19 protein-coding genes, 1 tRNA gene and 1 pseudogene are annotated in these 23187 nt (G+C 57.2%); 14 read left to right on the forward strand and 7 right to left on the reverse strand.

Features of this window, described 5'->3' with window-relative positions; all coding sequences use genetic code 11:
- Positions 1–8: 8 nt before the first annotated feature.
- Positions 9–1118, reverse strand: a complete 1110-nt coding sequence (locus OGM59_08860; GenBank protein ID UYI90797.1) for a PAS domain-containing protein — start codon at positions 1116–1118, stop codon at positions 9–11.
- 277 nt (positions 1119–1395) lie between these two features.
- On the opposite strand from OGM59_08860, the gene OGM59_08865 reads away from it, so the two are divergent.
- The 5 genes from OGM59_08865 (at position 1396) to OGM59_08885 (ending at position 8784) form a co-directional block, all read left to right on the forward strand.
- Positions 1396–5163 (forward strand): phosphoribosylformylglycinamidine synthase, encoded by a 3768-nt coding sequence (locus OGM59_08865; protein UYI90798.1) that lies wholly within the window; start codon positions 1396–1398, stop codon positions 5161–5163.
- A gap of 59 nt (positions 5164–5222) precedes the next feature.
- The gene (locus OGM59_08870; GenBank protein ID UYI90799.1) at positions 5223–6437 is read left to right on the forward strand and encodes a cofactor-independent phosphoglycerate mutase; all 1215 of its coding nucleotides are present in this window, start codon (positions 5223–5225) and stop codon (positions 6435–6437) included.
- Positions 6438–6475: 38 nt separating this feature from the next.
- On the forward strand, positions 6476–7744 hold the full coding sequence (locus tag OGM59_08875; GenBank protein UYI90800.1) for an O-acetylhomoserine aminocarboxypropyltransferase/cysteine synthase: 1269 nt from the start codon (positions 6476–6478) through the stop codon (positions 7742–7744).
- 5 nt (positions 7745–7749) lie between these two features.
- Positions 7750–8055 carry a metal-sensing transcriptional repressor gene (locus OGM59_08880; GenBank protein ID UYI90801.1) on the forward strand — a complete coding sequence of 102 codons (306 nt, stop codon included), beginning with the start codon at positions 7750–7752 and terminating at the stop codon, positions 8053–8055.
- Positions 8056–8316: 261 nt separating this feature from the next.
- Complete coding sequence (locus tag OGM59_08885; GenBank protein ID UYI90802.1) at positions 8317–8784, forward strand: hypothetical protein; 468 nt, start codon at positions 8317–8319, stop codon at positions 8782–8784.
- 248 nt (positions 8785–9032) lie between these two features.
- Here the strand turns inward: OGM59_08885 and OGM59_08890 are convergent, their stop codons facing one another.
- Positions 9033–9611 carry a phosphate propanoyltransferase gene (locus OGM59_08890; protein ID UYI90803.1) on the reverse strand — a complete coding sequence of 193 codons (579 nt, stop codon included), beginning with the start codon at positions 9609–9611 and terminating at the stop codon, positions 9033–9035.
- Positions 9612–9715: 104 nt separating this feature from the next.
- Between OGM59_08890 and OGM59_08895 the strand changes: the two genes are divergently transcribed.
- Positions 9716–10279, forward strand: a complete 564-nt coding sequence (locus tag OGM59_08895; protein UYI90804.1) for a uracil-DNA glycosylase — start codon at positions 9716–9718, stop codon at positions 10277–10279.
- A gap of 146 nt (positions 10280–10425) precedes the next feature.
- On the opposite strand, the gene OGM59_08900 is transcribed toward OGM59_08895, so the two are convergent.
- The gene (locus tag OGM59_08900; GenBank protein ID UYI90805.1) at positions 10426–12039 is read right to left on the reverse strand and encodes a hypothetical protein; all 1614 of its coding nucleotides are present in this window, start codon (positions 12037–12039) and stop codon (positions 10426–10428) included.
- Positions 12040–12263: 224 nt separating this feature from the next.
- Between OGM59_08900 and OGM59_08905 the strand changes: the two genes are divergently transcribed.
- Positions 12264–12339: transfer RNA gene (locus OGM59_08905), tRNA-Gly, on the forward strand.
- Positions 12340–12611: 272 nt separating this feature from the next.
- Here the strand turns inward: OGM59_08905 and mgtE are convergent.
- On the reverse strand, positions 12612–14000 hold the full coding sequence (mgtE, locus tag OGM59_08910; protein ID UYI90806.1) for a magnesium transporter: 1389 nt from the start codon (positions 13998–14000) through the stop codon (positions 12612–12614).
- A gap of 394 nt (positions 14001–14394) precedes the next feature.
- Here mgtE and OGM59_08915 point away from each other — a divergent pair, with 394 nt between their 5' ends.
- Together OGM59_08915 and OGM59_08920 are read left to right on the forward strand one after the other, a co-directional pair.
- On the forward strand, positions 14395–15459 hold the full coding sequence (locus tag OGM59_08915; GenBank protein UYI90807.1) for a DnaD domain protein: 1065 nt from the start codon (positions 14395–14397) through the stop codon (positions 15457–15459).
- Between the two features lie 9 nt (positions 15460–15468).
- Positions 15469–16437 carry an ATP-binding protein gene (locus OGM59_08920; GenBank protein UYI90808.1) on the forward strand — a complete coding sequence of 323 codons (969 nt, stop codon included), beginning with the start codon at positions 15469–15471 and terminating at the stop codon, positions 16435–16437.
- A gap of 75 nt (positions 16438–16512) precedes the next feature.
- On the opposite strand, the gene OGM59_08925 is transcribed toward OGM59_08920, so the two are convergent.
- A complete protein-coding gene (locus OGM59_08925; protein UYI90809.1) occupies positions 16513–17454 on the reverse strand; it encodes a S1 RNA-binding domain-containing protein in 942 nt (313 codons plus the stop codon).
- Between the two features lie 120 nt (positions 17455–17574).
- On the opposite strand from OGM59_08925, the gene OGM59_08930 reads away from it, so the two are divergent.
- The 5 genes and pseudogenes from OGM59_08930 (at position 17575) to OGM59_08950 (ending at position 22035) form a co-directional block, all read left to right on the forward strand.
- On the forward strand, positions 17575–17757 hold the full coding sequence (locus tag OGM59_08930; GenBank protein UYI90810.1) for a DUF951 domain-containing protein: 183 nt from the start codon (positions 17575–17577) through the stop codon (positions 17755–17757).
- A 44-nt stretch (positions 17758–17801) separates the two neighbouring features.
- Positions 17802–18872: a peptide chain release factor 1 gene (gene prfA, locus OGM59_08935; protein UYI90811.1), complete on the forward strand. Its 1071-nt coding sequence runs from the start codon at positions 17802–17804 to the stop codon at positions 18870–18872.
- 188 nt (positions 18873–19060) lie between these two features.
- A pseudogene (locus OGM59_08940) lies at positions 19061–20062 on the forward strand (L-threonylcarbamoyladenylate synthase).
- Between the two features lie 54 nt (positions 20063–20116).
- Positions 20117–20629, forward strand: coding sequence for a dephospho-CoA kinase (gene coaE / locus OGM59_08945; protein UYI91772.1), 513 nt, complete (start codon positions 20117–20119; stop codon positions 20627–20629).
- Positions 20626–22035, forward strand: coding sequence for an aminopeptidase (locus OGM59_08950; GenBank protein UYI90812.1), 1410 nt, complete (start codon positions 20626–20628; stop codon positions 22033–22035). Before coaE ends, OGM59_08950 begins: the two co-directional genes overlap by 4 nt.
- Before the next feature lie 137 nt (positions 22036–22172).
- On the opposite strand, the gene sleB is transcribed toward OGM59_08950, so the two are convergent.
- Together sleB and OGM59_08960 are read right to left on the reverse strand one after the other, a co-directional pair.
- Positions 22173–22880, reverse strand: a complete 708-nt coding sequence (gene sleB / locus OGM59_08955) for a spore cortex-lytic enzyme (protein UYI90813.1) — start codon at positions 22878–22880, stop codon at positions 22173–22175.
- Positions 22881–22894: 14 nt separating this feature from the next.
- Positions 22895–23161: a hypothetical protein gene (locus OGM59_08960; protein UYI90814.1), complete on the reverse strand. Its 267-nt coding sequence runs from the start codon at positions 23159–23161 to the stop codon at positions 22895–22897.
- Between the last annotated feature and the right edge of the window lie 26 nt (positions 23162–23187).

Raw genomic sequence — 23187 nt, forward strand, 5'->3', positions numbered from 1 at the left:
GTATACATTCATATTACATTGAGTACACCCAAAAAGGCTTTAGAGCCGTCCGGATGTTCAATCACTTTGCGGCTGTCCCGCACACGCAAGGCGCAGGCGTCACCGATATAAAGGGTGTATTCCACCGTTAAGAGCCGCCGATCCGCTGCGCCGGTGCGCAGTTGCACGGCCACAGCCGCCGCCTCGTTCTCATCCATCAGTCGCGCCAAATTGCCGGAGAACAACTGGAATAACTCCGTTCTGGAATAGCCGATAAACTGGATAAAATCCTCGCTGACCAAGTCCAGCTGCAAAGGGTCGGCCGTGCCTGTAAAGAAAGTGGCACCGGGCAGGTTCTTAAACAGACTCACCATCCGCTGCGCCTCTCGGTCCGCCTTTTCCTCCGCCGCCTTAATGCGGGTAATATCCGTAAATACGGCGTGAAACACCGGGCACTCGCCCTGGTAGCGCTGAATACCCGCTCGCAGCTGGCACCAAATAAATTCGCCCTCATGCACCCGCACCCGGCACTCGCAATCCACTTCCTCACCTACGGCCATAGCGCGACCGATGGCCTGGAATACCCCAGAGCGGTCGTCCGGGTGAAGCAGTTCGTCCAGCCGATAGGCCCGCAGGCGGCTGCTCTCCTGGGAGGTGCCGAACAACCGACAGCAGCCTTTGTTCAGATACAGGCACTCAATGTGCATTTCCGGCGTGACCTTAAACAGACACACGCCGCCGCACACCAGGTCGATAAGCTCATTCATCTCCACCGCCTGGGCCCGCAGCTGCTCCTGGCGCCGCCGGCTCTCGGACACATCCGCAAAGGTCATGCGGCACAGGGTGGAGTCCTCGTAATTCTGACCCACACAATGGACAAAGAGCGGCGTGCCCTTTTTGTCCAGCAGGTCCATGGTCATATATGTAAATCGGGCGCCCTTTTTGCAGATGTTTTGCATCACCCGCTCCCGGTCCGCCGGTTTTAATTTGTCGTACAGGAACAGCTTGCCCTGTTTGATCTTAGACGGGTGCACACCGGCAAACTGGGCAAAGTGACTGTCTGCGTCTGTCACCTGCAAATCGTTGGCCTTATCCACCACCACATTCATAAATTCAACTTCATAGGGGGCTGGGTCCATATTTTCCCGCTGCGTGGCTCCCACCTCTCTTTCTCTGCTTCTCTGCGCTGTGTATCTCTGCAAAATTCTTTCTGAAACGGCGGCAGACCACCTGCCTGCGCGCCATAGCCATTATAGCACACTTTCTCCCCCATTTGCGAACGATTTTTTACAAGTTAGTAAAATTTTCATAAAGTCCGTAAAAATTTCATAAAACGGTAGGCAATCGGCCGGATTTGTGCTATTATATCTTTATTCTATACACCCGGAGTGAATACTATCAGTTAGGAGAACCCCCATGGCAAATGTTTATCGGATTTTTGTGGAAAAGAAGAAAGGCAACGACATTGAGGCCATGCAGATCTTAACGGATCTGCGCCAAAATGTGGGCATTACAGCGCTCACCGGCCTGCGGCTTATTAACCGCTACGATGTGCAGGGCGTCAGCGAGGCGGAGTTCCGCCGTGCCGTGCACGGGGTCTTTGCCGAGGACAATCTGGACAATACGGCAGACGACGTAACCTTCGCCCCCGGCGAGCGGGTGTTTGCCATGGAGTTCCTGCCCGGCCAATACGACCAACGGGCAGACAGCGCCGCCCAGTGTATTCAGCTGCTTACCGCAGGAGAATGTCCCCGGGTAGCCAGCGCCAAGGTGATCGCCCTTGCCGGCGACATTACGGACGCGGAGTTTGATAAGATTAAATCCTACCTGATCAACCCGGTGGAGAGCCGGGAGGCCACCATGGCCAAACCGGAGAGCCTGGATCTGACTGCCGATGTACCGGCGGACATTGCGCGCATTGCCGGCTTTATCACCAAGAGCGATGACGAAATCGCCGCTTACCACAGCCAAATGGGCTTTGCCATGAGTGTGGAGGACCTAAAGTGGGTGCGGGACTACTTTAAGAACGAAGAACACCGGGATCCCAGCTTAACGGAGCTGAAAGTGATTGACACCTACTGGTCCGACCACTGCCGCCACACCACCTTTTCTACCAAGCTGGACAAGATCACCGTGGAGGAAAGCAGATACGCCGCCGCAGTAGAGGACGCCCTGCGCCTGTACCTGGATATGCGCGGCGCCCTGTATGCCGGCAAAAACAAAGACATTTGCCTGATGGATATGGCCTGCATCGGCACCAAATATCTGAAGTCACAGGGCAAGGCGGACAACCTGGACGAGAGCGAGGAGATCAACGCCTGCTCCATTGAAGTACCGGTAACGGTGGACGGCAAGACCGAGCAATGGCTGGTGCAGTTTAAGAACGAGACCCACAACCACCCCACGGAGATTGAGCCCTTCGGTGGCGCGGCCACTTGCCTGGGCGGCGCCATTCGTGACCCGCTGAGCGGGCGCGCCTATGTGTACCAGGCCATGCGGGTTACCGGCTCCGGCGATCCCACCACCGCCTTTGCAGACACCCTGGAGGCCAAGCTGCCCCAGCGGAAGATCACGACCGGCGCTGCCCAAGGTTACAGCAGCTACGGCAACCAGATCGGACTGGCCACCGGCCAGGTCACTGAGCTGTACGACGCCGGGTATGTGGCCAAGCGTATGGAGATCGGCGCAGTGATCGGCGCCTCTCCCAAAGAGAATGTGGTGCGGGCGTGTCCCACTCCCGGCGATATCATTGTGCTGCTGGGCGGGCGCACCGGCCGTGACGGCTGCGGCGGCGCCACCGGCTCCTCCAAGGCCCACAATTCCGAATCTATCGAGACCTGCGGCGCCGAGGTGCAAAAGGGTAATCCTCCCACCGAGCGCAAAATTCAGCGGTTGTTCCGCAACAAGGATGTATCCACCCGCATTAAGCGCTGCAACGACTTTGGCGCCGGCGGTGTGTGCGTAGCCATCGGCGAGCTGGCAGACGGCCTGACCGTGGATCTGGACAAGGTACCCAAGAAGTACGAGGGATTGGACGGCACAGAGCTGGCCATCTCCGAGAGCCAGGAGCGCATGGCTGTGGTGCTGGATCCCAAGGATGTGGACGCCTTTATTGCCGCAGCTTATAAAGAGAACTTAGAGGCCACCCCGGTGGCCGTGGTTACGGACAACAATCGACTGGAAATGACCTGGCGTGGCGACAAGATCGTGGACATCAGCAGGGATTTCCTGAACACCAACGGTGTGACCCAGCACGCCACCGCGTCCATCGCCCCCATTGACGAGAGCAAAAACTATTTACATACCGTACCGGCAGAGCTGCAAGGGTTGTCTCTGTCCGCTGCGCTGAAAGCCAATCTGTGCCGACTGGAAGTCTGCTCCCAAAAGGGACTGGTGGAGCGGTTCGATTCCTCCATCGGCGCCGCCACGGTAAATATGCCTTACGCCGGCGTGTACCAGCTGACCCCGGAGGAGGCCATGGTGGCCAAGCTGCCCCTGGAGCACGGCCAAACGGATGACGCTACGGTGATGGCCTACGGCTTTATCCCCGGCGTATCTCGCTGGAGCCCCTTCCATTCCGCCGCCTTTGCGGTAACGGAGAGCCTTGCAAAACTGGCTGCCGTGGGCTGCGACCCGGCAGAAGCACGGCTCACCTTCCAGGAATATTTTGAGCGCCTGGGCAACAAGCCGGAGCGCTGGGGCAAACCCGCTGCTGCCCTGCTGGGCGCCCTGACCGCACAGGCCGGGTATGGCACCCCCTCCATTGGCGGTAAAGACTCTATGAGCGGCTCCTTTAACGAACTGGATGTACCGCCTACCTTGGTGAGCTTCGCCGTGGGTATGAGCAAGGCGTCTCACACCGGCACCGCCCTGCTGCAGCACCCGGGCAGCAAAGTGTATCTGCTGCAAATTCCGGTAAATGAGGCCACCGGTCTGCCGGATTACAAAAACGCTATGGCCCTGATGCAGGCGGTTTGCGCCGGCGTGCAGGACAAGTCCGTTCTCTCTGCCGCTGTGGTGAAAGAGGGCGGCGCCGCTGCCGCCGTGTGCAAGATGGCCTTCGGCAGCAAACTGGGCTTTACCTTTGCCCAGGGGTTGGACGCTGCCACCCTGTTTGCACCCTATGAGGGCAGCTTTGTGGTAGAAATTCCCGAGGATGGCGTCCTGGCCGACAGCCTGGCGCCCTATGCCACCGCCCTGGGCACCGTCAACGGCAACGGAATCTTTATTTTGGACGGCGATGTGTTGACCGCGGACGAACTGATCGCCGCCTGGAGCAGCAAGCTGGAGAGCGTGTTCCCCACAGACAGCGGCAAGAGCGCGGCAGTGGAGGATGTGCCGCTCTATAAAGAGCGCTCCATTTTCGTCAGCCAAAACAAGGTGGCGCGGCCCCGGGTATTCATTCCCGCGTTCCCTGGCACCAATTGCGAGGTAGACACCGCCCGCGCCTTTGAACAGGCCGGTGCGGATCCCCATATTTTAGTCGTAGGCAACCTGACCCCTGCCGCCATTAACGAGACCATTGAGAAGATGGTGGAGGAAATTAAGCAGGCGCAGATCGTGATGCTGCCCGGCGGCTTCTCCGGCGGTGACGAGCCGGAAGGCTCCGGCAAATTCATTGCTACCACCTTCCGCAACCCGGCGGTGGCCGAGGCGGTCACCCAGCTGCTCAACTGCCGCGACGGCTTAATGCTGGGTATCTGCAACGGGTTCCAGGCGCTGATCAAGCTGGGTCTGGTGCCCTACGGCAAGATTGTGAACATTCAGGAGAGCGACCCCACCCTGACCTTTAATACCATTGGCCGCCATATCAGCCAAATGGCTTACACCCGGGTTACCAGCACCAAATCCCCGTGGCTGGCAGGCACCCAGGCAGGCGATATGTTTGCCGTACCCATCTCTCACGGTGAGGGCCGGTTCGTAGCAGATGAGGCCACCCTGCGCCGGTTGGCGGAGAACGGCCAGATCGCTACCCAATATGTGGACCCGGACGGCAATGTGGCCACGGATATGCCCTTTAACCCCAACGGCTCCGTATGGGCGGTGGAAGGCATTACTTCCCCGGACGGCCGCGTGCTGGGCAAAATGGGTCACTGCGAACGCAAGGGCGAAAATCTATACAAGAACGTACCCTTTAACAAGGATATGCAGATCTTTGAGTCCGGCGTTAAATACTTCAAATAAGTGCAATTTCAGCCGCCGTCTGCTCTCGCAGGCGGCATAGGCTTTTCAGGAGGATCCGTATGAAATATGTTGTAGTGCTGTGCGACGGCATGGCAGACTACCCGGTGCCCGCCCTGGGCGGCAAAACCCCCATGATGGTGGCAAAGAAGCCCCATATCGACGCCCTGGCCGCCAAGGCGGAGGTAGGGCTGGTGCGCACCGTAGCGCCGGGACTGAAGCCCGGCTCCGATGTAGCCAATATGAGCGTGCTGGGCTTTGACCCCCACCGATTTTACACCGGGCGCAGCCCGCTGGAGGCCGCCTCCATCGGCATTGATATGAAAGACAGCGATGTGTCCTTGCGCACCAACCTGGTGACCCTCAGTGACAAGGGCGAGCCCTTTGCCGACAAGGTGATCGAGGACTACTGCGCCGACGATATTTCCACCGGGGAGGCTCGCCAGCTGATAGAAGCGGTGCAGGCAGCCTTTGGCGGCGGAGAATATGATTTTTACACCGGCGTATCTTACCGCCACTGTTTGATCTGGCACGGCGGCACCACAGAGCTAGGCAATATGACCCCACCCCATGACATTACCGGCAAGGTAATCGGCCCCCATCTCTCCACCGCAGAGACGGCACGCCCTCTGCTGGAGATGATGGAAAAGTCCTTTGACCTGCTAAAGGACCACCCGGTGAACAAAGCCCGCGTGGCTGCCGGTCGTCGCCCGGCCAACTGCATTTGGCTGTGGGGCGAGGGCAAGCGCCCGGCGCTCCGGCCCTTTGAGGCGCTGTACGGCATCAAGGGCGGTATGGTCTCTGCCGTAGACCTGCTCAAGGGCATTGCCAACTGCGCCGGTATGGAAGTGGCAGAAGTGCCCGGCGCCACCGGTTATATTGACACCGACTTTGAGGGCAAAGCCAAGGCGGCGCTGGATCTGCTGACGCGCAACGATCTGGTGTATGTGCACTTTGAGGCGCCGGACGAGTGCGGCCACCGCAACGAACCGGAAAACAAAGTAAAAGCCATTGAGATGATCGACAGCCGGGTACTGCCCATTCTGGAAGAGGGACTGGAACAGTACGAGGATTACAAGATCCTGCTGCTGCCGGACCACCCCACCCCCATTGTGACCCGCACCCACGCCAGCGACCCGGTGCCCTACCTGCTGTACCAAAAGTCCGCGCCCAAGACGGGGGTAGACACCATCAATGAGGAGACCGCTAAGGCCACCGGCATTTATATGGAGAACGGCCCGGCGATGATGCCCCACTTCCTGGGGCAGGACGCCTAAGGCAAAAAAAATATGAATTTAACGGAGATGGAAAAGATATGAAACTGTCAACGATTTGTGTACAGGGGGCTTACCGCCCCAAAAACGGCGAGCCCCGGGTGGTGCCTATTGTGCAAAGCACCACATACAAATATGACTCCAGCGTGGAGATGGGCGACCTGTTTGACCTAAAGAAAAGCGGCTACTTCTACTCCAGACTGCAAAACCCCACCTGCGACACGGTGGCGGCCAAGATCGCTATGCTGGAGGGGGGCGTGGCCGGTATGCTCACCGGCAGCGGCCAGGCGGCCAACTTTTACGCCGTCTTTAACATTGCCGGCGCCGGTGACCACATTGTCAGCTCTACCGCCATTTACGGCGGCACCTACAATCTGTTTAACGTGACCCTGCGCAAGCTGGGCATTGACTTTACCTTTGTGTCGCCCAGCGCCACGGAGGAGGAGCTGGCGGCAGCCATCCGCCCCAACACCAAGGCTATTTTTGGTGAGACCATCTCCAACCCCAGCTTGGAGATTTTGGATATTGAAAAGTTCGCCCGGGTGGCCCACAAGGCCGGTGTGCCACTGATCGTGGACAACACCTTTGCCACCCCCATCAACTGCCGCCCCTTTGACTTTGGGTGCGACATTGTAACCCACTCCACCACCAAGTATATGGAGGGCCACGCCTCCACCGTTGGCGGTGCCATTGTGGACAGCGGCAACTTTGACTGGACCCAAAATGACAAGTTCCCCGGCTTAACCACCCCGGACGACAGCTATCACGGCATTACCTACACCGAGGCATTCGGCAAGGGCGCCTACATCACCAAGGCAGTGGTGCAGCTGATGCGGGACCTGGGTGCGGTGCAAAGCCCCAACGAGGCATTTCTGCTGAATGTGGGACTGGAGAGCCTGCACCTGCGGATTCCCCGCCATTGCGAGAACGCCAAGAAAGTGGCGGCCTACTTAAAGCAGCACCCGGCGGTAACCTGGGTGGAGTGCGCCATGCTGGAGGGCGATCGCCAGTACGATCTGGCGCAGAAGTATATGCCCCACGGCACCTGCGGCGTGGTGAGCTTTGGGGTCAAGGGCGGCCGTACAGCTGCCACCACCTTTATGGACAGCCTGAAGCTGGCAGCCATCGTCACCCATGTGGCAGACGCTCGCACCTGCTGCCTGCACCCGGCATCTACCACCCATCGCCAGCTGACGGACGAACAGCTGGAGGCCTGCGGCGTGCGCCCGGATCTGGTGCGCCTGAGCGTAGGTATTGAGGATATTGACGACATTTTGGCAGACCTGGAACAGGCCCTGGCAAAGATCTGACGCCGATGGACGAAAAACACGCACCCACCCCGGCGCATAATCACAATCACGACCACACCCATACCCGGGAGGTGGTCAATCGACTGGCCCGGGCCATCGGCCACCTGCAAAAGGTGAAGCAAATGGTAGAGGACGGCGAGGATTGCTCCCAGGTGCTGGTGCAGCTGGCGGCGGTCAAGTCCGCCTTAAACAGCACCGGCAAGGTGATCCTCAAGGACCACCTGGAGCACTGTATCGTTCACGCCGTGGAGGACGGCGATACGGAAATGCTCACCGAACTGTCCGACGCCATCGACCGGTTTGTGAAATAAATACGGCACTCGGTGCAATCCCACCACCGCCGACGAAATTTGGCGCCCCCTGTTTTTATCCAGGGGTGACTCCCCACAGTGTGGGAAGATGTCGCGCAGCGACAGAGGGGACGGGCACCGGTTAGGTGCTGTCACGAAGTGACTGCGGGGATAAACGCACAAAAAAGCGGGCGGATAATATCCGCCCCTACGATGTACCGATATAAATTTGCCACTCACGATATTTCCAACTGCACGCATAGCAAAAAACGAGGTGTGCCTATGACAACCATTCAAAAGGCTGACTATGTTTTTTCTGTCGACACCGAAAAAACCAAAAAATATTATGAGATCCATACGCTTTGCAACTGCGCATATTGCCGCAATTTTTACGCACAAGCAAAAGATAAATTCCCAAAATTATCTGCTTTTTTAAGTGAATTTGGGGTAGATACCGCCAAACCGGATGAAACGCTTTCTGTGGAGACAGACAATGCCATAGATTATATCAGCATTGATTATACCGTTTGTGGAAGCATCGCATCAACAGGACATAATTTTGAAATTAATGACCATTTTCCTTTAAGCGTTGTGATCACCAACGGTTTTGCCTCCCCAAACGAGCAAACCGGGAGATACTTTACAATTTCCGTAGAGAACATAAAACTTCCCTGGGAATTGGACGAACCACGCCCCGAGCTTTGCACACCAAAAGCAAATAAAAATTCCAATAAAATACTCAAAAAATGAAATCAAACCACAGGGCAGCCGCTGTGATAATTCCCGCATCGCCTAACGGCGCACAATCCCTCCACCGCCTAACGGCGGTCCCCCTCCCTTTTCAAGGGAGGCATTGCGGTTGCAAGATTTTCGTAGGGCGGGGGCTTGCTCCCGCCGATCGTAGGGGCGGCACAAAGGCAGCTGATCCGTCGCCCACATTTTCCATATAAAAAAGAGCACCCGCGTGGGTGCTCTTTTTTACTACCGAATACCTATACTTATTTAATAATCGTGCCGGGGGTATTGGGTGCCATACCGGCGGCGTTGGCCTCGTCCGTGTCAATGTGCATAGCCAGGGCATAGCTGTCAGACACACGCACCACCACATCGCCAAAGGTCAGGTTACGGCCGTTGGCAGAGGGAATCTCTACGCTAACGATCTGGCCATTCTCCAGACCCATACGCTCTGCGTCTGCCGTAGTGGCGTGGATATGGCGCTTGGCAGCGATCACGCCCTCGGTCAGCTCCACCTCACCGGCAGGGCCCACCAGCTTGCAGGCGCCGGAACCGGCAATATCGCCGCTCTCCCGTACCGGGGCGGTCACGCCGATGGAGCGGGCGTCCGTCAGGCTCAACTCCACCTGGGTGGCCTTACGCACCGGGCCCAGGATAGACACAGCCGGGAACTCGCTCTTGGTACCGACCACGCGCACGCGCTCGTTGCTGGCATACTGGCCGGGCTGGGACAGCATTTTCTTCACCGTCAGCTCATAGCCCTTACCGAACAGGGTCTCCAGATCTGCCTGGCTCAAATGTACATGGCGGGCAGAAATCTCAACAGTCACTTGATTGTCCATGATAATACCTCCAAAAAGTTGTAATTCTCGCTTACGCACATATTTTATACCTTTTTTTATTGTTTTTCAACCATTATTTTGGTACAATGAGCAAGGTGATAAAAATGACATTAGACGAACTGAAAACCCACTGCCTCAGCTGCACCGAATGCGAACTGTGCAAGACCCGCACCCAGGTGGTCTTTGGCGTAGGCAACCCGGCGGCAGACATTCTCCTAATCGGCGAAGGCCCGGGAGAGAACGAGGACCTGCAAGGCCAGCCCTTTGTGGGTCGCTCCGGCAAGCTGCTGGATCAATTTCTGGAGAGCATTGACCTGAGCCGGGAGAAGAATGTGTACATTGCCAATATGGTCAAGTGCCGCCCGCCTAAAAACCGGGACCCCAAGCCGGAGGAGCAGGAGGCCTGCCTGCATTGGCTGCGGGAGCAATTTAAAATCATTCGCCCACGGCTGGTGATCTGCGTAGGGCGCATTGCCGCCCAGCGGCTGATTGACAAGGACTTCCGGGTCACCCGCCAGCACGGCGAATTTATCGACAAAAACGGCACCCTGTTTATGGGCACTTACCACCCGGCGGCCATTCTCCGCAACCCCAATAACAAAGAAGCCGCCTTTGGCGACTGGCTGAAAGTGCGGGATAAAATTGAAGAATTGCACCTGAACGTGTGATGATTAGAGAGCGCAAAAAGAGGCTTGAACGCAATGTTCAAGCCTCTTTTTTGTTGTCACCGCTGGCAAATCCTGCGGCAGGGTCTGTATCCGCCGATCGTAGGGGCGGCAATCTGCCGCCCGCCGGTGCGATAACAAAACCTATGTTAATTCACATTTTGCAGCCGCTCCGGCACATACTCGTCGTTCAGCGACTGGATATGCTGCTCCACGGTGCTCACCCGGCTGCGGATGGCGTCCTGGTGCGTCTTGTCGCCGGACAGGTACACCACGGTAAACACGCCCGCATCGTACCCGGCGTCGTTCATAAAGTACGGCACAGTATAGCCCTTGGTGTTAAAGGTGGACTCGTACACACTTTCGCCGTCCAGATAATAGGTCTTGTAGCCGTACTCGTACTCCATCTTCGCGTCATACACCACAGAGAACTGCTCTCCCTTGAGCCGAAAGATCCGAGAGGCCGCCGTATACGCCGACTGGCTCTCCCGCCGATAGGCATTGAAGCACAAGTCCGTCTTTTTGCCGCTTTTGCGCAGGATATAAAATTGGGTGTTTTGGGCCGTTTCCTCATCATCTGTAAAGGGCTGGCAAATCTGATCCCGGGTAAAAATGCACTTGGCAATGCTGCCGTTCCAGTTGTACACCCGCAGGCTGTATACCGGCACATTGATCAGGGTCTGCTCCCCGGTCCAGTCGTTCTTCTCCGTCTTTTTCACCTGGCGGCGATAGACGGTGAGCAGCTCCTTGTTGCCGTCGCCGTCAAAATCAATCTCTTCCACCACAGCCAGGCCGTCCACATAGCCGATACCGCCCTCGGTCTTGTAGGTAGCGGAGCCGTACTGACGGTTCAGATCGTCTACCACATCATAGTAGGCTTGCTTTTTCAGCGTGGCATCCGGCAGGCTGGCCTCAATCTCCGCCGTGGTCTTGGTGTTGAATTCCTCCATAGCGGCGGTCACCGTATCCACCAGCACCTCCGCCCGGGTCTCCCGAATACAGGACAGCTGCAGCCGCTCAAAATCCTCGGTATTGGGCTTGTCATTTTGGGAAAACACGCCGGTATCCACATTATATTGGCAGTTGCCGGCCTTTTTGAACTTCTTGCCCCGCATGGCATACAGGGTCACTTCCGTGGGTTTTTGCGGGTCGCACACCCCCACCTGGTAGCGGCGCCCGGTGTGGTACAGTACCACCCAGCTGCCCAGCTTGCCATCGCCGGTGGCATAGCAGGCGTTGGCGGAGTAGAACTTGCTGAAGTTCTTGCCGTCAAAGCCCCAAATATCAAAAAAATACAGGCCCTTTTCCAAATAGCAGATCAGCAGTTCGTCCCGACCGTCGCCGTTAAAATCCATCCGCCGCAGATAAGACACGCCGGTCATTCGCGCCATTTTCTTGCCGTAGCGCTCGTCCATGGACTCCCAGCGGCAGGCGCCGTACTTGGCGATATAATCGGTGCACACCTGCCCCGCCTGATCGCAAAAACGCTCGTTCCACTTGCTCTGGTTGTGCAGGGACACGGCAAAGGAGATAATGGCAATCACCACTGCCAGCACAAACAGCGCCACCGCCAGCCACTTCAACGCAGCCCGGCGCAGGTTGGGATAATCCCGCAGTTCTTCTACAATTTCTTCGTCCCGGCGCACCATGCGGCGCAGCTTGGCGCCGTCCTTTCGCAAGGCAGCAACCAGTTGAGCCAAGCGCACCTGCGCAGACGGCTGCGGCTGTTCTTCCTCGTCGTCAAAGTAATTATACGGCTTCACGGTGCCACCTCCCTTCGGCAATGCTGCCCGGTTCTTCCCTCATTTTAACACGGATCGCCCCGGTACGCAACTATATCGGCAAATTCTTTAGAGAAACCCCACTTCTTACCTATATGTTGTGGTGCCGATCGTTATGCCCACAAGAGGGCGGCACTTTTTATTCCCATCGGCAAAAAAAGGACTTGACAAACCCGTCCCTGCTGGGTATAATAACACTATCGTTTGCGGATTTAGCTCATCTGGTAGAGCGCCACCTTGCCAAGGTGGAGGTAGCGAGTTCGAGTCTCGTAATCCGCTCCAACAAAAAGCACAAGGCATTTCGCCTTGTGCTTTTTTGTTCGTAGTATCTTTGTGCGAGACTCGAACAGGGCAACCCGCCAGGGTAGCAACAGTCCGGGGGACTGTTGCGGTGCCCGCGTGCGTGCCGGTGCGCGCAGAAGCGCACCGGGCGAGTCTCGTAATCCGCTCCAACAAAAAGCACAAGGCGAAATGCCTTGTGCTTTTTTGTTCGTAGTATCTTTGCGCGAGACTCGAACAGGGAAGGCAAATCGGTTGCAAAATCGCCACGCCGTTTACCCTGCAATATGCGCAAGATGGATAAGCAGCACCCACGCCAAGCCGTAATAGATCACTACTGCCACCAAATCGTTGATCGTTGTGATCAGCGGACCGGAGGCCACGGCCGGATCCACCTTGATCTTCTTAAAGAACATGGGCACCAGCGTACCCACCAGGCTGGATACGATCATGGACAACAGCAAAGCCACGCCCACGCAAAAAGAGATAAGAAAAGCCTGTGCCGGCGCATAACCCTTAAACAAGCGCACATACACCCCCAGAAAAGCCACGGCCAAGGCGCCCAAAAGCAATCCGTTGAACATCCCCGCTTTGCTTTCCTTTGCCACCAACTTTCTTTTTTCCTTGGCGCCCAGCTCCTCGTCCACCAGCACACGAATGGTCACGGCCAGGGACTGGGTGCCCACATTGCCTGCCATATCCAGCACCAGGGACTGAAAACAAATCACAATGGGCAAAATGGCAACCACGCCCTCAAAGGCACCCACCACGCTGGAAACCAGCATGCCCAAAACCAGCAAGATCATTAACCAAGGCAAGCGCTTTTTTATGCTTTGCCTGGTGGTCTCATTCAGATCCTCTTCGGCAGTCAAGCCGGCCAGCTTTGCATAATCCTCGCCCATTTCATCGTCCACCGCTTCCACCACATCCTGGGCGGTAATAATCCCTATGATCTGCCGGCTTTGATTCAAAACCGGCAAAGAATCCTCGGCATAGTCCTTAATCTTCTCAATGCAATCGGATATTTTTTCATCCGCGAAAAGATACGGATAAGAATAAATGATCAGAGCGTCCAACGAATCGTTTTGCCTGGCGATGATCAGGTCCTTCAGATCGATGGCGCCGCTGAATTTGCCGCTTTCGTCCATCACATACAGGGTGGAAATATTGTCGTGCTCCCCCGCCTGACGGATCAGCTCATGCATGGCCGTACGAATATCCAGCGTTTTCGGAATACAGATATAATTGGTGGTGATCAAGCTGCCGATTCGGTCCTCATCGTAGGAGGCAATCAACTGCAAATCCGCCCGCACATGCTCGTCCAAATAAGGGCGCAGCTTCTCCTTGTCGGCCGCGTCTAATTTTTGAAGCAAGTCCACCGCGTCATCGGCGTCCATTTCGTTGATAATGGCCGCCAGCTTTTCCGTGCCCAGCTCGCGGGCGTACGGCTCCGGATCCTCTACATACGCCAGGATCTCAGAGACCCATTCGACCCCTAAAACCGCATACAGGGACAGCCGCTCCGTCTGAGACAGATAGGACAAGCTCTGCGCAATATCATTGGCGTGGTAATCATCCAACCGCTGGAGCAGCTGCTTTTTTTCTGCCCCGCTCCGAATCACGGCAACAATTTCTTCTACAATCTTTGGTGCTTTGTTTTCCAATTCAGCCTCCTATTCCGCCCAAAAAGGGCATAAAAAATCCATCGTGTAAAGATACACAATTCCGTTAAGCGTTGTGATACTCTTTGCCTACGATGGACCGGGCCGAAAAAATTAAAGCGAACCGATATAGACACTTGCGCCCTCCGGCGGCACCTGCCCATCGTCCAAGCCACTTCGGTGATCACAACTGTCCATATATTTCGCCTCCTACCGTTCAAAATCAGCAAAATTATAGCACGCAAGATCCGATTTGTCCACCACAAAATCACGCCCCCACCCCGCTTGTGGCCGAATTTACCGGCACCGCCATATCTTGCGGCTTTACAAGGGAGCGCGGATTTGCTACAATAAAAAGCAGAGCGCCACCGGCGCAGAAAAGAGGAAAATTCCACCTATGCAATACACCATTCCCCCCTTTGGCCCCCTGTGGACGGACGGCGTGTTTACCGTGCCCACCTGCGTGGCCGATCGTTACTTAAAACTGGCCAGCGCCTACCAACTCCAGGCGCTGCTGCTTCTTTTGCGCCACGGCGGCAGTCTCAGCACCCGGGAGCTGGCCGGCGCGCTGGGTATCCCGGAGCGAGACGCAGACAGTATTATGGATTTTTGGGTGGCCGAGGGTCTGCTGCAAAGCGGCAACAGCCCGGCAGCCCCTGCGCCCGCCGAGCCCAGCACAGTACAGATCCCGGTTATGACAAAAGTACCCCCCACTATGGGCGCACCGGCCAGCCTGACCGTGCACCCGCCGGTAGCGGAACCGCCAAAGCCGAAAAAAGAGACCCTGTCTCCTCCCCGGCTGACCCCGCGGGATATTGTGACCCTGTGCCGGGAAAACAGTGCCCTGTCCGATCTGCTGACCGAGGCGCAAACCGTGCTGGGGCGCACCATCAGCACTGCCGAACAGGAAATGCTGGTGAATATGCACATCTATTACGAGCTGCCGCCGGAAGTGATCCTGATGCTCCTGGGCTATTACCGTGGCGAAAAAGAAAAGGGCCGCTCCATCAACCTGGCCTACATTAACAAAATGGCCAACTCCTGGTCCGAGGACGGGGTGCGCACCGTGGCGGACGCAGACGAAAAGCTGCTGTACCTAAGCGGTACGGACAAGCTGTGGGACAAGGTAATCGCCATGACCGGCATTCGCCATCGGTCGCCCACCGCCCGCCAACGCCAAATGGTGGCAGACTGGGGTCGGGATTTTAGCGAAGATATGCTACAACTGGCCTGCGATATTATGAAAGAGAACGCCGACAAGCCATCGCTGAAGTATATGGACAGCGTGCTGCGCCGGTGGAAAAAAGAGGGGCTGACCACCCCCACCCAGGTGCAGGAACAGCAACAGAGTTTTACCGCCGCCAAGGCCAAAAAAGCCGACGGCCGCCTGCAAGGCAAGCCCTCTTACGACCTGGAGCAGATCAAGAGAGACACCATGAATAATACGGATATTAAGTTCTAAGGAGAAGCTATGTATAGTTCCGATCTTTACCAAAAAGCGCTGAACCGGCTGGATCGCCGCCGGGAAGAAGACGAGCTGCGCACCGCCGCCACTTTGGCAGAGGTCAGCGCCAAGGTTCCCCGGCTGGAGGAAATTCAAAATCAGCTGCGGCAAGTGGGCTTTTCCATCTCCAAGGCGTTCTTTGCCAAAGACGCGAAGGCGGAGATCGACAAGCTGCAAGCGGAAAGCCTGCGCCTGCAAGGGGAAAAGGAGCGGCTGCTGGTGGCTGCCGGTTATGCGCCGGACGCTCTGGCCCACCACTATCAGTGCCCCACCTGCAAGGACACCGGCTATGTAGGTGACCGAATGTGCACCTGCCAGCGCGAACTGCTCAAGGATTTGCAGCGGGAGGCCATTCGCCGCCTGGCGCCCTTGGACAGCTGCACCTTTGACAGCTTTGACACCAACTATTACCCGGAGACGGCGGAGGACAACGGCATTTCGCCCCGGGCGAAGGCGGATAAGATCGCCGAGGCCTGCCATCGCTACGCCCAGCGGGTATCTTTGCGGGAGCCGGCCAACCTGATGCTGATGGGTCAGACCGGCCTGGGCAAAACCCACTTGAGCCTGGCCATTGCCAATGTTGCCATCGGTCGGGGCCTGTCCGTAGAGTACGGCACCGCCTACAATATCCTGTCCGACCTGCAAAATGAGAATTTCGGCCGCACCGGCAACCTGCAATATACGGAGGAGCGGGTGCTTCATACGGACCTGCTGATCCTGGACGACTTGGGCACCGAGTACACCTCTGCCTATACCGTGGCCTGCCTGTACAATATCATCAACACCCGCATTCTTTGCAGCCGCCCCACCGTCATCAGCACCAACCTGGGCTTTGACGAGCTGGCGCAAAAATACGACCAGCGCATCACCTCCCGCATCGCCGGCGCCTATTCCCGTCTGGTACTGGTGGGCAACGATATTCGGTATATCAAATAAGCGCAAATCTCCCCGCGCCGAAAGGGAATAAATCAAAACGCATGATATACAGAACATCCTACAAAAAAAGCACCCTTAAAGGGTGCTTTTTTCTTGTGCTCGCAGGGCGGCAAAGTCTGTGACGGTTTGGCGAGGGGCGGTGGGGGTGGAATACACCCAACGGTCCATGCGGGTGCCGTCCACATAGTAGGTCAGGGGTGTCACCGGTGCCGGCGGGTCAAAGGCCTCTACGACCACCAGCTTAATCTTCATTTTCTCCGGCAAAATAGACTTCACATACACAGCCACCGGTTGACCCGGCTCCAAAGCGGCGCTGGGCTCTGCCAGACCCGCCAAATTTGGGGTCAACTCTACAAACACGCCGTAAGGCTCTACGCTGCGCACCACGCCGGGCACCGTCTCACCGGAGGAGAAGCCCGCTGCATTCTGCTGCCAGGTGCCCAGCAGCTCCTTTAGACTAAAAGTCAGCTTATCCGGCTCTCGGCTGCGCAGCACCACCCGCAGTTCCTGTCCCTCTCGCAGGCGGGCACGCGGGTGGTCAATGCGGCTGACCGAAAGCATATCAATGGGGATCAGGGCGTTCAGCCCCGCCCCCACATCAATAAACGCGCCAAACTTCTCCAAATGGGTCACCCGGGCCGGAATCACGTCGCCCGGCTCTAAAGCGTCCAAAAACTCTGCCTTGCACCGCAGCTGCACCGCCCGGCGGGAAAGAATAGCGGTAAAGGGGCCGTCGTCCTCCCGCTGAAAGCCTAAAATCGAAAAGCACACCCGCTTGCCAACCTTAGAAATCAGGGCAATATCCCGCACCGTGCCGTCGTCGATTCCTACGGCGCCCTCCTCCCGGGGAATGATCCCTCGCATGGCACCCAGGTCCACATGAAGATTATGTTCCCGGTCACAAAGCAGCACCCGACTCTCCAGTACGGATCCCTGCATCATCGCCCGGCGCAGCGCCTCCGGTGTAGTAAATTGCCGGTCCAGTTCTGCATTCATTCCCTCCGGGTAGAATTCCATGTTCTCACGCCTTTCCGAATTGCCTGTGCTATAAATATATGCCTGTCGATAGGCGGATATGTTGTAAAATCGGCCAAAAGGTGCTATACTGTAAACAAGAATAAACGAGGGGAGAGCCCCATGGAATTACAACTGCACGATCGGGTCAAAATGAAAAAGACACACCCTTGCGGGTGCGCGATCTTTGAAGTGACCCGCCTGGGCGTAGACTATAAATTAAAATGCACCGGCTGCGGGCGCGAGGTGCTGCTGCCCCGGATCAAGGCGGAAAAGCTGATCCGCGGGGTGGTACAGGACGGGTAGCCCGTCTCCTTTTCATTATATAATACATATAAAAGGAGACGCTTATGTTTGAAAAACTCAGCCGTGTAGAAGAACGGTACAACAAGATCGCCGCAGACCTGTGCGACCCGGCGGTGGTGGCAGACATCAGCCGCTACACCGCCCTGATGAAAGAACAAAAGCACTTAACCCCGGTGGTAGAGACCTTTGCCCGCTATAAAATCGCCAAGACGGCGGCGGAAGAAGCCCGAGAGCTGCTGCAAAGCGAAAGCGACCCGGAGCTGTGCGATCTGGCAAGAGAAGAACTGAAAGACAGCGAGGCAGCGCTGGAACAGCTGCAAGAGCAGTTGAAAATTTTGCTGCTGCCCCGAGATCCCAACGACGACAAAAATGTAATTATTGAGATCCGCGGCGGCGCCGGCGGCGACGAAAGCGCCCTGTTTGCCGGGGTGCTGTACCGTATGTATAGTATGTACGCGGAGCAAAAGGGCTTTAAGAGCGAAATTCTGTCTGAGAACGCCACGGAGCTGGGCGGATACAAGGAAATCAGCTTTTCCATTGACGGCGACGGCGCCTACTCCCGCTTTAAGTTTGAAAGCGGAGTGCACCGGGTGCAGCGGGTGCCGGAAACGGAAAGTCAGGGTCGCATTCACACCTCCACCGTAACGGTAGCGGTGCTGCCGGAAGCGGAGGAAGTGGACTTTGAACTGGACCCCAAGGACTTGCAGATCGACACTTTCCGCTCCTCCGGCGCAGGGGGGCAGCACATCAACAAAACCTCCTCCGCCATTCGCATTACCCACCTGCCCACCGGCACGGTGGTGGAGTGCCAGGACGAACGCAGCCAGCATAAAAACAAAGACAAGGCCATGAAGGTGCTGCGCGCACGACTGTATGACGCAGAAAAGGCCAAGCACGACGCTGCCATTGCCGGCGAACGGAAAAGCCAGGTAGGCACCGGCGACCGCAGCGAGCGGATCCGCACCTATAACTACCCCCAGGGGCGGGTCACCGATCACCGGATCAACCTGACTCTGTATCGACTGGAACAAATCTTAAACGGCGATCTGGACGAATTGATCGACGCCCTGATCACCGCCGATACGGCAGCCAAACTCAGCGCCGCGGAGGAATAATGTAGGGATTGATAACCGTGTAATCCCTCCGTCTGCTCGTAAACTCGCAGCCACCTCCCTTTACAAGGGAGGCAAATCGGTTACAAAATCTTAGGCTCCCTTGCAAAGGGAGCTGTCAGCGTAGCTGACTGAGGGATTGCGCCGGAGGTGTTCTACCTCAACCGCAAATCAAATCAAGGACACAAGATATGGAAACCAAACAACTGGGAACAACAGAACAAGACCTGGCGCTGGCCGGGGAACTGCTGCGGCAGGGGCAGCTGGTGGCCTTTCCCACCGAGACGGTGTACGGACTGGGCGCCGACGCCCTGAACGAAACCGCTGTGGCACAAATTTACGCCGCCAAGGGCCGCCCCAGCGACAACCCGCTGATTGTGCATGTGGCAGAAAAAGCAGACATTGCCCCGCTGGTGCAGGAAATTCCGGAGAAAGCCAAGAAACTTTTTGACCGCTTTTTCCCCGGACCGCTGACGGTGATCCTGCCCAAGAGCGATAAAATCGGCAAAGTCGTCAGCGGCGGACTGGACACGGTGGCGGTGCGTATGCCGGAGAACCCGGTGGCCCACCGACTGCTGCAACTGGCAGGGGTGCCGGTAGCGGCCCCCAGCGCCAACACCAGTGGGCTGCCCAGCCCCACAAGAGCCAAATATGTGCAAGAGGATATGAACGGCAAAATTGCTGCCATCGTAGACGGCGGCGACTGCGCCTACGGGGTGGAGTCCACGGTAATCACCCTGGCTACCTCTACCCCAACGCTGCTGCGCCCCGGCGCAGTAACCAAGGAAATGCTGGAGGCAGAGATCGGCCCCATTGCCGTGGCTCCCGCGGTGCTGGAAAAGATGGCAGACGGCGAGACCGCCGCCTCTCCCGGCATGAAATACAAGCACTACGCCCCCAAGGCGCAGGTGATTTTAGTAAACGGCGACAGCGCCGCCTACGCCGCCTTTGTAAACAGTCAACCGGGCTGCTACGCCCTGTGCTATGAAGAAGACCGGGTGACGGTGCCCAAGGTGCCCTACGGCAAGGCCACCGACGACCTAAGCCAGGCACGGGAGCTGTTTGACGCCCTGCGGCGGCTGGACGAACTGGGCGCCAAAAAAGTCTACGCCCGTATGCCCCGCAAAACCGGGGTGGGTATGGCAGTATACAACCGGCTGATCCGGGCAGCGGCCTTTCGCATTTTAGACCTAACCAAGCCTTTTCTTATCGGTGTAACCGGGCCTACCGGCGCAGGGAAAGGCTATGTGTGCCGCCTGCTGGCACAGGCCGGGCTGCACCCGGTGGACTGCGACCGGGTCTATGGCCGGCTGACCGTTCCCGGCGCGCCCCTGCTGCAAGACCTGGCGGCTGCCTTTGGGCAGGAGATCATCCAGGACGGCGCCCTGGACCGCAAAACCTTGGCAGCCAAAGCCTTTGCCACCCCTGCCGCTACGGAAAAGCTGAATCAGGTAACCCATCCGGCGGTGCTGGATGCCTGTGTGCAGCAAGCTAAGCTACCGGCGGTGCTGGATGCGCCCCAGCTGTTTGAAAGCGGCGCGGACGCCCTGTGCGCCTACACCCTGGCAGTGACTGCGCCTAAGGACACCCGCCTGGCTCGAATTATGGAGCGGGACGGCATAGACCGGGCGGCGGCACAGCTGCGTATGCAGGCGCAACCGGCGGCGGACTTTTACACCGAGAAATGCACATTCACCGTCACCAATGACGGCAGAGATATAAAATCCCAAGTGGACAGAATACTGGAGGCTATCTTATGAATGAAGAAAAAACCAAGGGTCAGCAGCTGCAAGAGCTGCTGTTCAACAAGCGCGAGAACGGCGTAGACTTTATGGACGACGCCGAGCTGGGCGTATGTGATGATTTTTGCGAGGGGTACAAGGACTTCCTCTATCACTGCAAAACCGAGCGAGAGGCCGCTGCCCAGGCACTGGACCAGGCGCGGGCTGCCGGGTTCCTGCCCTTTGACGAATTCGGCGACCAGCTGGAGCCGGGCGCCAAGGTGTACAAGATGAACCGGGGCAAGGCCATTATCCTGTGCGTGAAGGGCAAGCGCAGCATTAAGGACGGCGTGCGCATTGCAGCTGCCCACATTGACTCTCCTCGCATTGACTTAAAGCAGCGCCCGGTGTACGAGGACAACGGGCTGGCGCTGTTTAAGACCCACTACTACGGCGGTATTAAAAAGTACCAGTGGACCGCCATTCCCCTGTCCCTCCACGGCCGCATTTGCAAAAACGACGGCACCTATGTGGATGTGCGCCTGGGCGAGGAGCCGGGTGACCCCAAGTTCTGTATTACGGACATTCTGCCCCACCTGGCGCTGGAGCAGTACACCCGCAAGATCAACGAGCTGATCAAAGGGGAAGAGCTGAACATTGTCATCGGCTCCCGCCCCTTTAAGGACGACAAAGCCAGCGAAAAGGTGAAGCTCAATATTCTCAATTTGCTGTACGAGAAATACGGCATTGTGGAGCGGGATCTGCTGTCTGCCGAGCTGGAGCTGGTGCCGGCCTTTACCGTTGACGACCTGGGCTTTGACCGCTCCCTGATCGGCGGCTACGGCCACGACGACCGTGTGTGCGCCTATCCGGCCTTGCAGGCCATTCTCAGCGTCAGCGAGCCGCCGGAGTACACCTGCATTACCGTGCTGACGGATAAAGAGGAGACCGGCTCCGACGGCAACACCGGGCTGAACTCCAGCTATCTGAAATACTTTATTGAGGATTTGGCGCGGCTGGAGGGCTACGAGGGCCGCGATGTGCTGCGCAACTCCAAGTGCCTGAGCGCCGATGTAAACGCTGCCTTTGACCCCACTTGGTCCTCTGCCTTTGAGAAGAACAACGCCTCCTTTATCAACGAGGGCGTGGTGGTCACCAAGTTTACCGGCTCCCACGGCAAAAGCGGCACTTCCGACGCCAGCGCCGAGTATGTGAGCTTTGTCAAAAACTTGCTGGAGGAAAACGGCGTGCTGTGGCAAAGCGGCGAGCTGGGCAAGGTTGACGGTGGCGGCGGCGGCACCGTGGCTATGTATATTGCCAATTTGGATGTAGATGTAATTGATGTAGGCGTGCCGGTGCTCTCCATGCACGCACCCTATGAGATCGTTTCCAAAATTGATGTATATATGGCGTACAAAGCCTTCACCACCTTCTTTACCAAATAAGAAACGCAAAAGAAAAACCGACACTCCGCGTGTCGGTTTTTTGTATATAAATCTATACCTTTTTGCCTCCCTTTACAAGGGAGGCAAAAAGGTTTATCGTAGGGGCGGCAATCTGCCGTCCGCAGGCGCATACCTCCCTACGAGCAAAACTTATGATTGCCGATCACCTTGATCACCGGTCGGGAGTGCATAAACTTGTCTGAGGTTTTGGACGCATTGAAATAATACACCGCACCGCCGGAGGGGTCCCATCCGTTTAGGGCATCCGTGGCGGCGCGCTTGGCGCTGTCTGCCACCGGGGCGTACCAGTTGGAGTCGTTGACGCAGGAGAACGCCCCATTTTGGTACACCACGCCGCTGATGGAATTGGGGAAGGAGGGGTGCGCCACCCGATTCAGGATCACGGCGCCCACCGCCACCTGACCCTCATAGGATTCGCCCCGCGCCTCGGCGCTGATCACCTTGGCCAGCAGCTCCACATCTGCATCCGAATACCCGGTACTGTTGCCGCTGCTGCTACCACCCAGCCCCAGGTACAACAGGGTCTTTGGTCCGGCCACGCCGTCTGCGGTAATGCCGCAGTTCTTTTGAAACGCCTTCACCGCCGCCTTGGTGGCATTGCCGTAAATGCCGTCGGCAGCGCCGCTGTAATAGCCCAGCTCCTTGAGCTTCTTTTGCACACGGGTCACCTCCGCACCGGTGGAGCCCAGCTTGGAGAGCACCTGGCTGCTGGCAGCGGACTGCACCGCGTAGTACACCCCGCCGCCAATGCAAAGGGCACCGGCAGCCACCGCCAGCACCACAAACACCGTTAAGAAATTCCGCACGGCCTTATAAATCGTCATGAGAGATCACCCTTTCAACACAGTGTGTAGATCAAAAAGGACAGCGCCACCCCGGCCAGGGCACTGAGCAGACAACGCAGGGCAAAGTGCCACTTCTCTCGTCGGGAGCGGCGCACTCTGGGCGGCCGACCGGCGCGGGCAGCCAGGGAATGGGCCTCTCGCTCCAGCACAGCCCGGTCCTCTCGGGCGTACTGGGGTTTTACAAAAAACACGATTTTTTCAAAATACGGGTTTTCCGGATTGGTCACCTCAAGCACCTGTTTGCTGACGCCTTTGATCATGCTGTTCGTCCTTTCTGTTTGCTGAT

The organism is Oscillospiraceae bacterium (genome assembly GCA_025757685.1).
GTDB lineage: Bacteria > Bacillota > Clostridia > Oscillospirales > Acutalibacteraceae > CAG-217.

What these genes read in the sequence shown, in the direction of transcription:
- OGM59_08860 (UYI90797.1), bottom strand. Translation starts at nt 1,118, where the DNA reads ATGGACCCAGCCCCCTATGAAGTTGAATTTATGAATGTGGTGGTGGAT.
- OGM59_08865 (UYI90798.1), top strand. Translation starts at nt 1,396, where the DNA reads ATGGCAAATGTTTATCGGATTTTTGTGGAAAAGAAGAAAGGCAACGAC.
- OGM59_08870 (UYI90799.1), top strand. Translation starts at nt 5,223, where the DNA reads ATGAAATATGTTGTAGTGCTGTGCGACGGCATGGCAGACTACCCGGTG.
- OGM59_08875 (UYI90800.1), top strand. Translation starts at nt 6,476, where the DNA reads ATGAAACTGTCAACGATTTGTGTACAGGGGGCTTACCGCCCCAAAAAC.
- OGM59_08880 (UYI90801.1), top strand. Translation starts at nt 7,750, where the DNA reads ATGGACGAAAAACACGCACCCACCCCGGCGCATAATCACAATCACGAC.
- OGM59_08885 (UYI90802.1), top strand. Translation starts at nt 8,317, where the DNA reads ATGACAACCATTCAAAAGGCTGACTATGTTTTTTCTGTCGACACCGAA.
- OGM59_08890 (UYI90803.1), bottom strand. Translation starts at nt 9,611, where the DNA reads ATGGACAATCAAGTGACTGTTGAGATTTCTGCCCGCCATGTACATTTG.
- OGM59_08895 (UYI90804.1), top strand. Translation starts at nt 9,716, where the DNA reads ATGACATTAGACGAACTGAAAACCCACTGCCTCAGCTGCACCGAATGC.
- OGM59_08915 (UYI90807.1), top strand. Translation starts at nt 14,395, where the DNA reads ATGCAATACACCATTCCCCCCTTTGGCCCCCTGTGGACGGACGGCGTG.
- OGM59_08920 (UYI90808.1), top strand. Translation starts at nt 15,469, where the DNA reads ATGTATAGTTCCGATCTTTACCAAAAAGCGCTGAACCGGCTGGATCGC.
- OGM59_08925 (UYI90809.1), bottom strand. Translation starts at nt 17,454, where the DNA reads ATGGAATTCTACCCGGAGGGAATGAATGCAGAACTGGACCGGCAATTT.
- OGM59_08930 (UYI90810.1), top strand. Translation starts at nt 17,575, where the DNA reads ATGGAATTACAACTGCACGATCGGGTCAAAATGAAAAAGACACACCCT.
- prfA (UYI90811.1), top strand. Translation starts at nt 17,802, where the DNA reads ATGTTTGAAAAACTCAGCCGTGTAGAAGAACGGTACAACAAGATCGCC.
- OGM59_08950 (UYI90812.1), top strand. Translation starts at nt 20,626, where the DNA reads ATGAATGAAGAAAAAACCAAGGGTCAGCAGCTGCAAGAGCTGCTGTTC.
- sleB (UYI90813.1), bottom strand. Translation starts at nt 22,880, where the DNA reads ATGACGATTTATAAGGCCGTGCGGAATTTCTTAACGGTGTTTGTGGTG.
- OGM59_08960 (UYI90814.1), bottom strand. Translation starts at nt 23,161, where the DNA reads ATGATCAAAGGCGTCAGCAAACAGGTGCTTGAGGTGACCAATCCGGAA.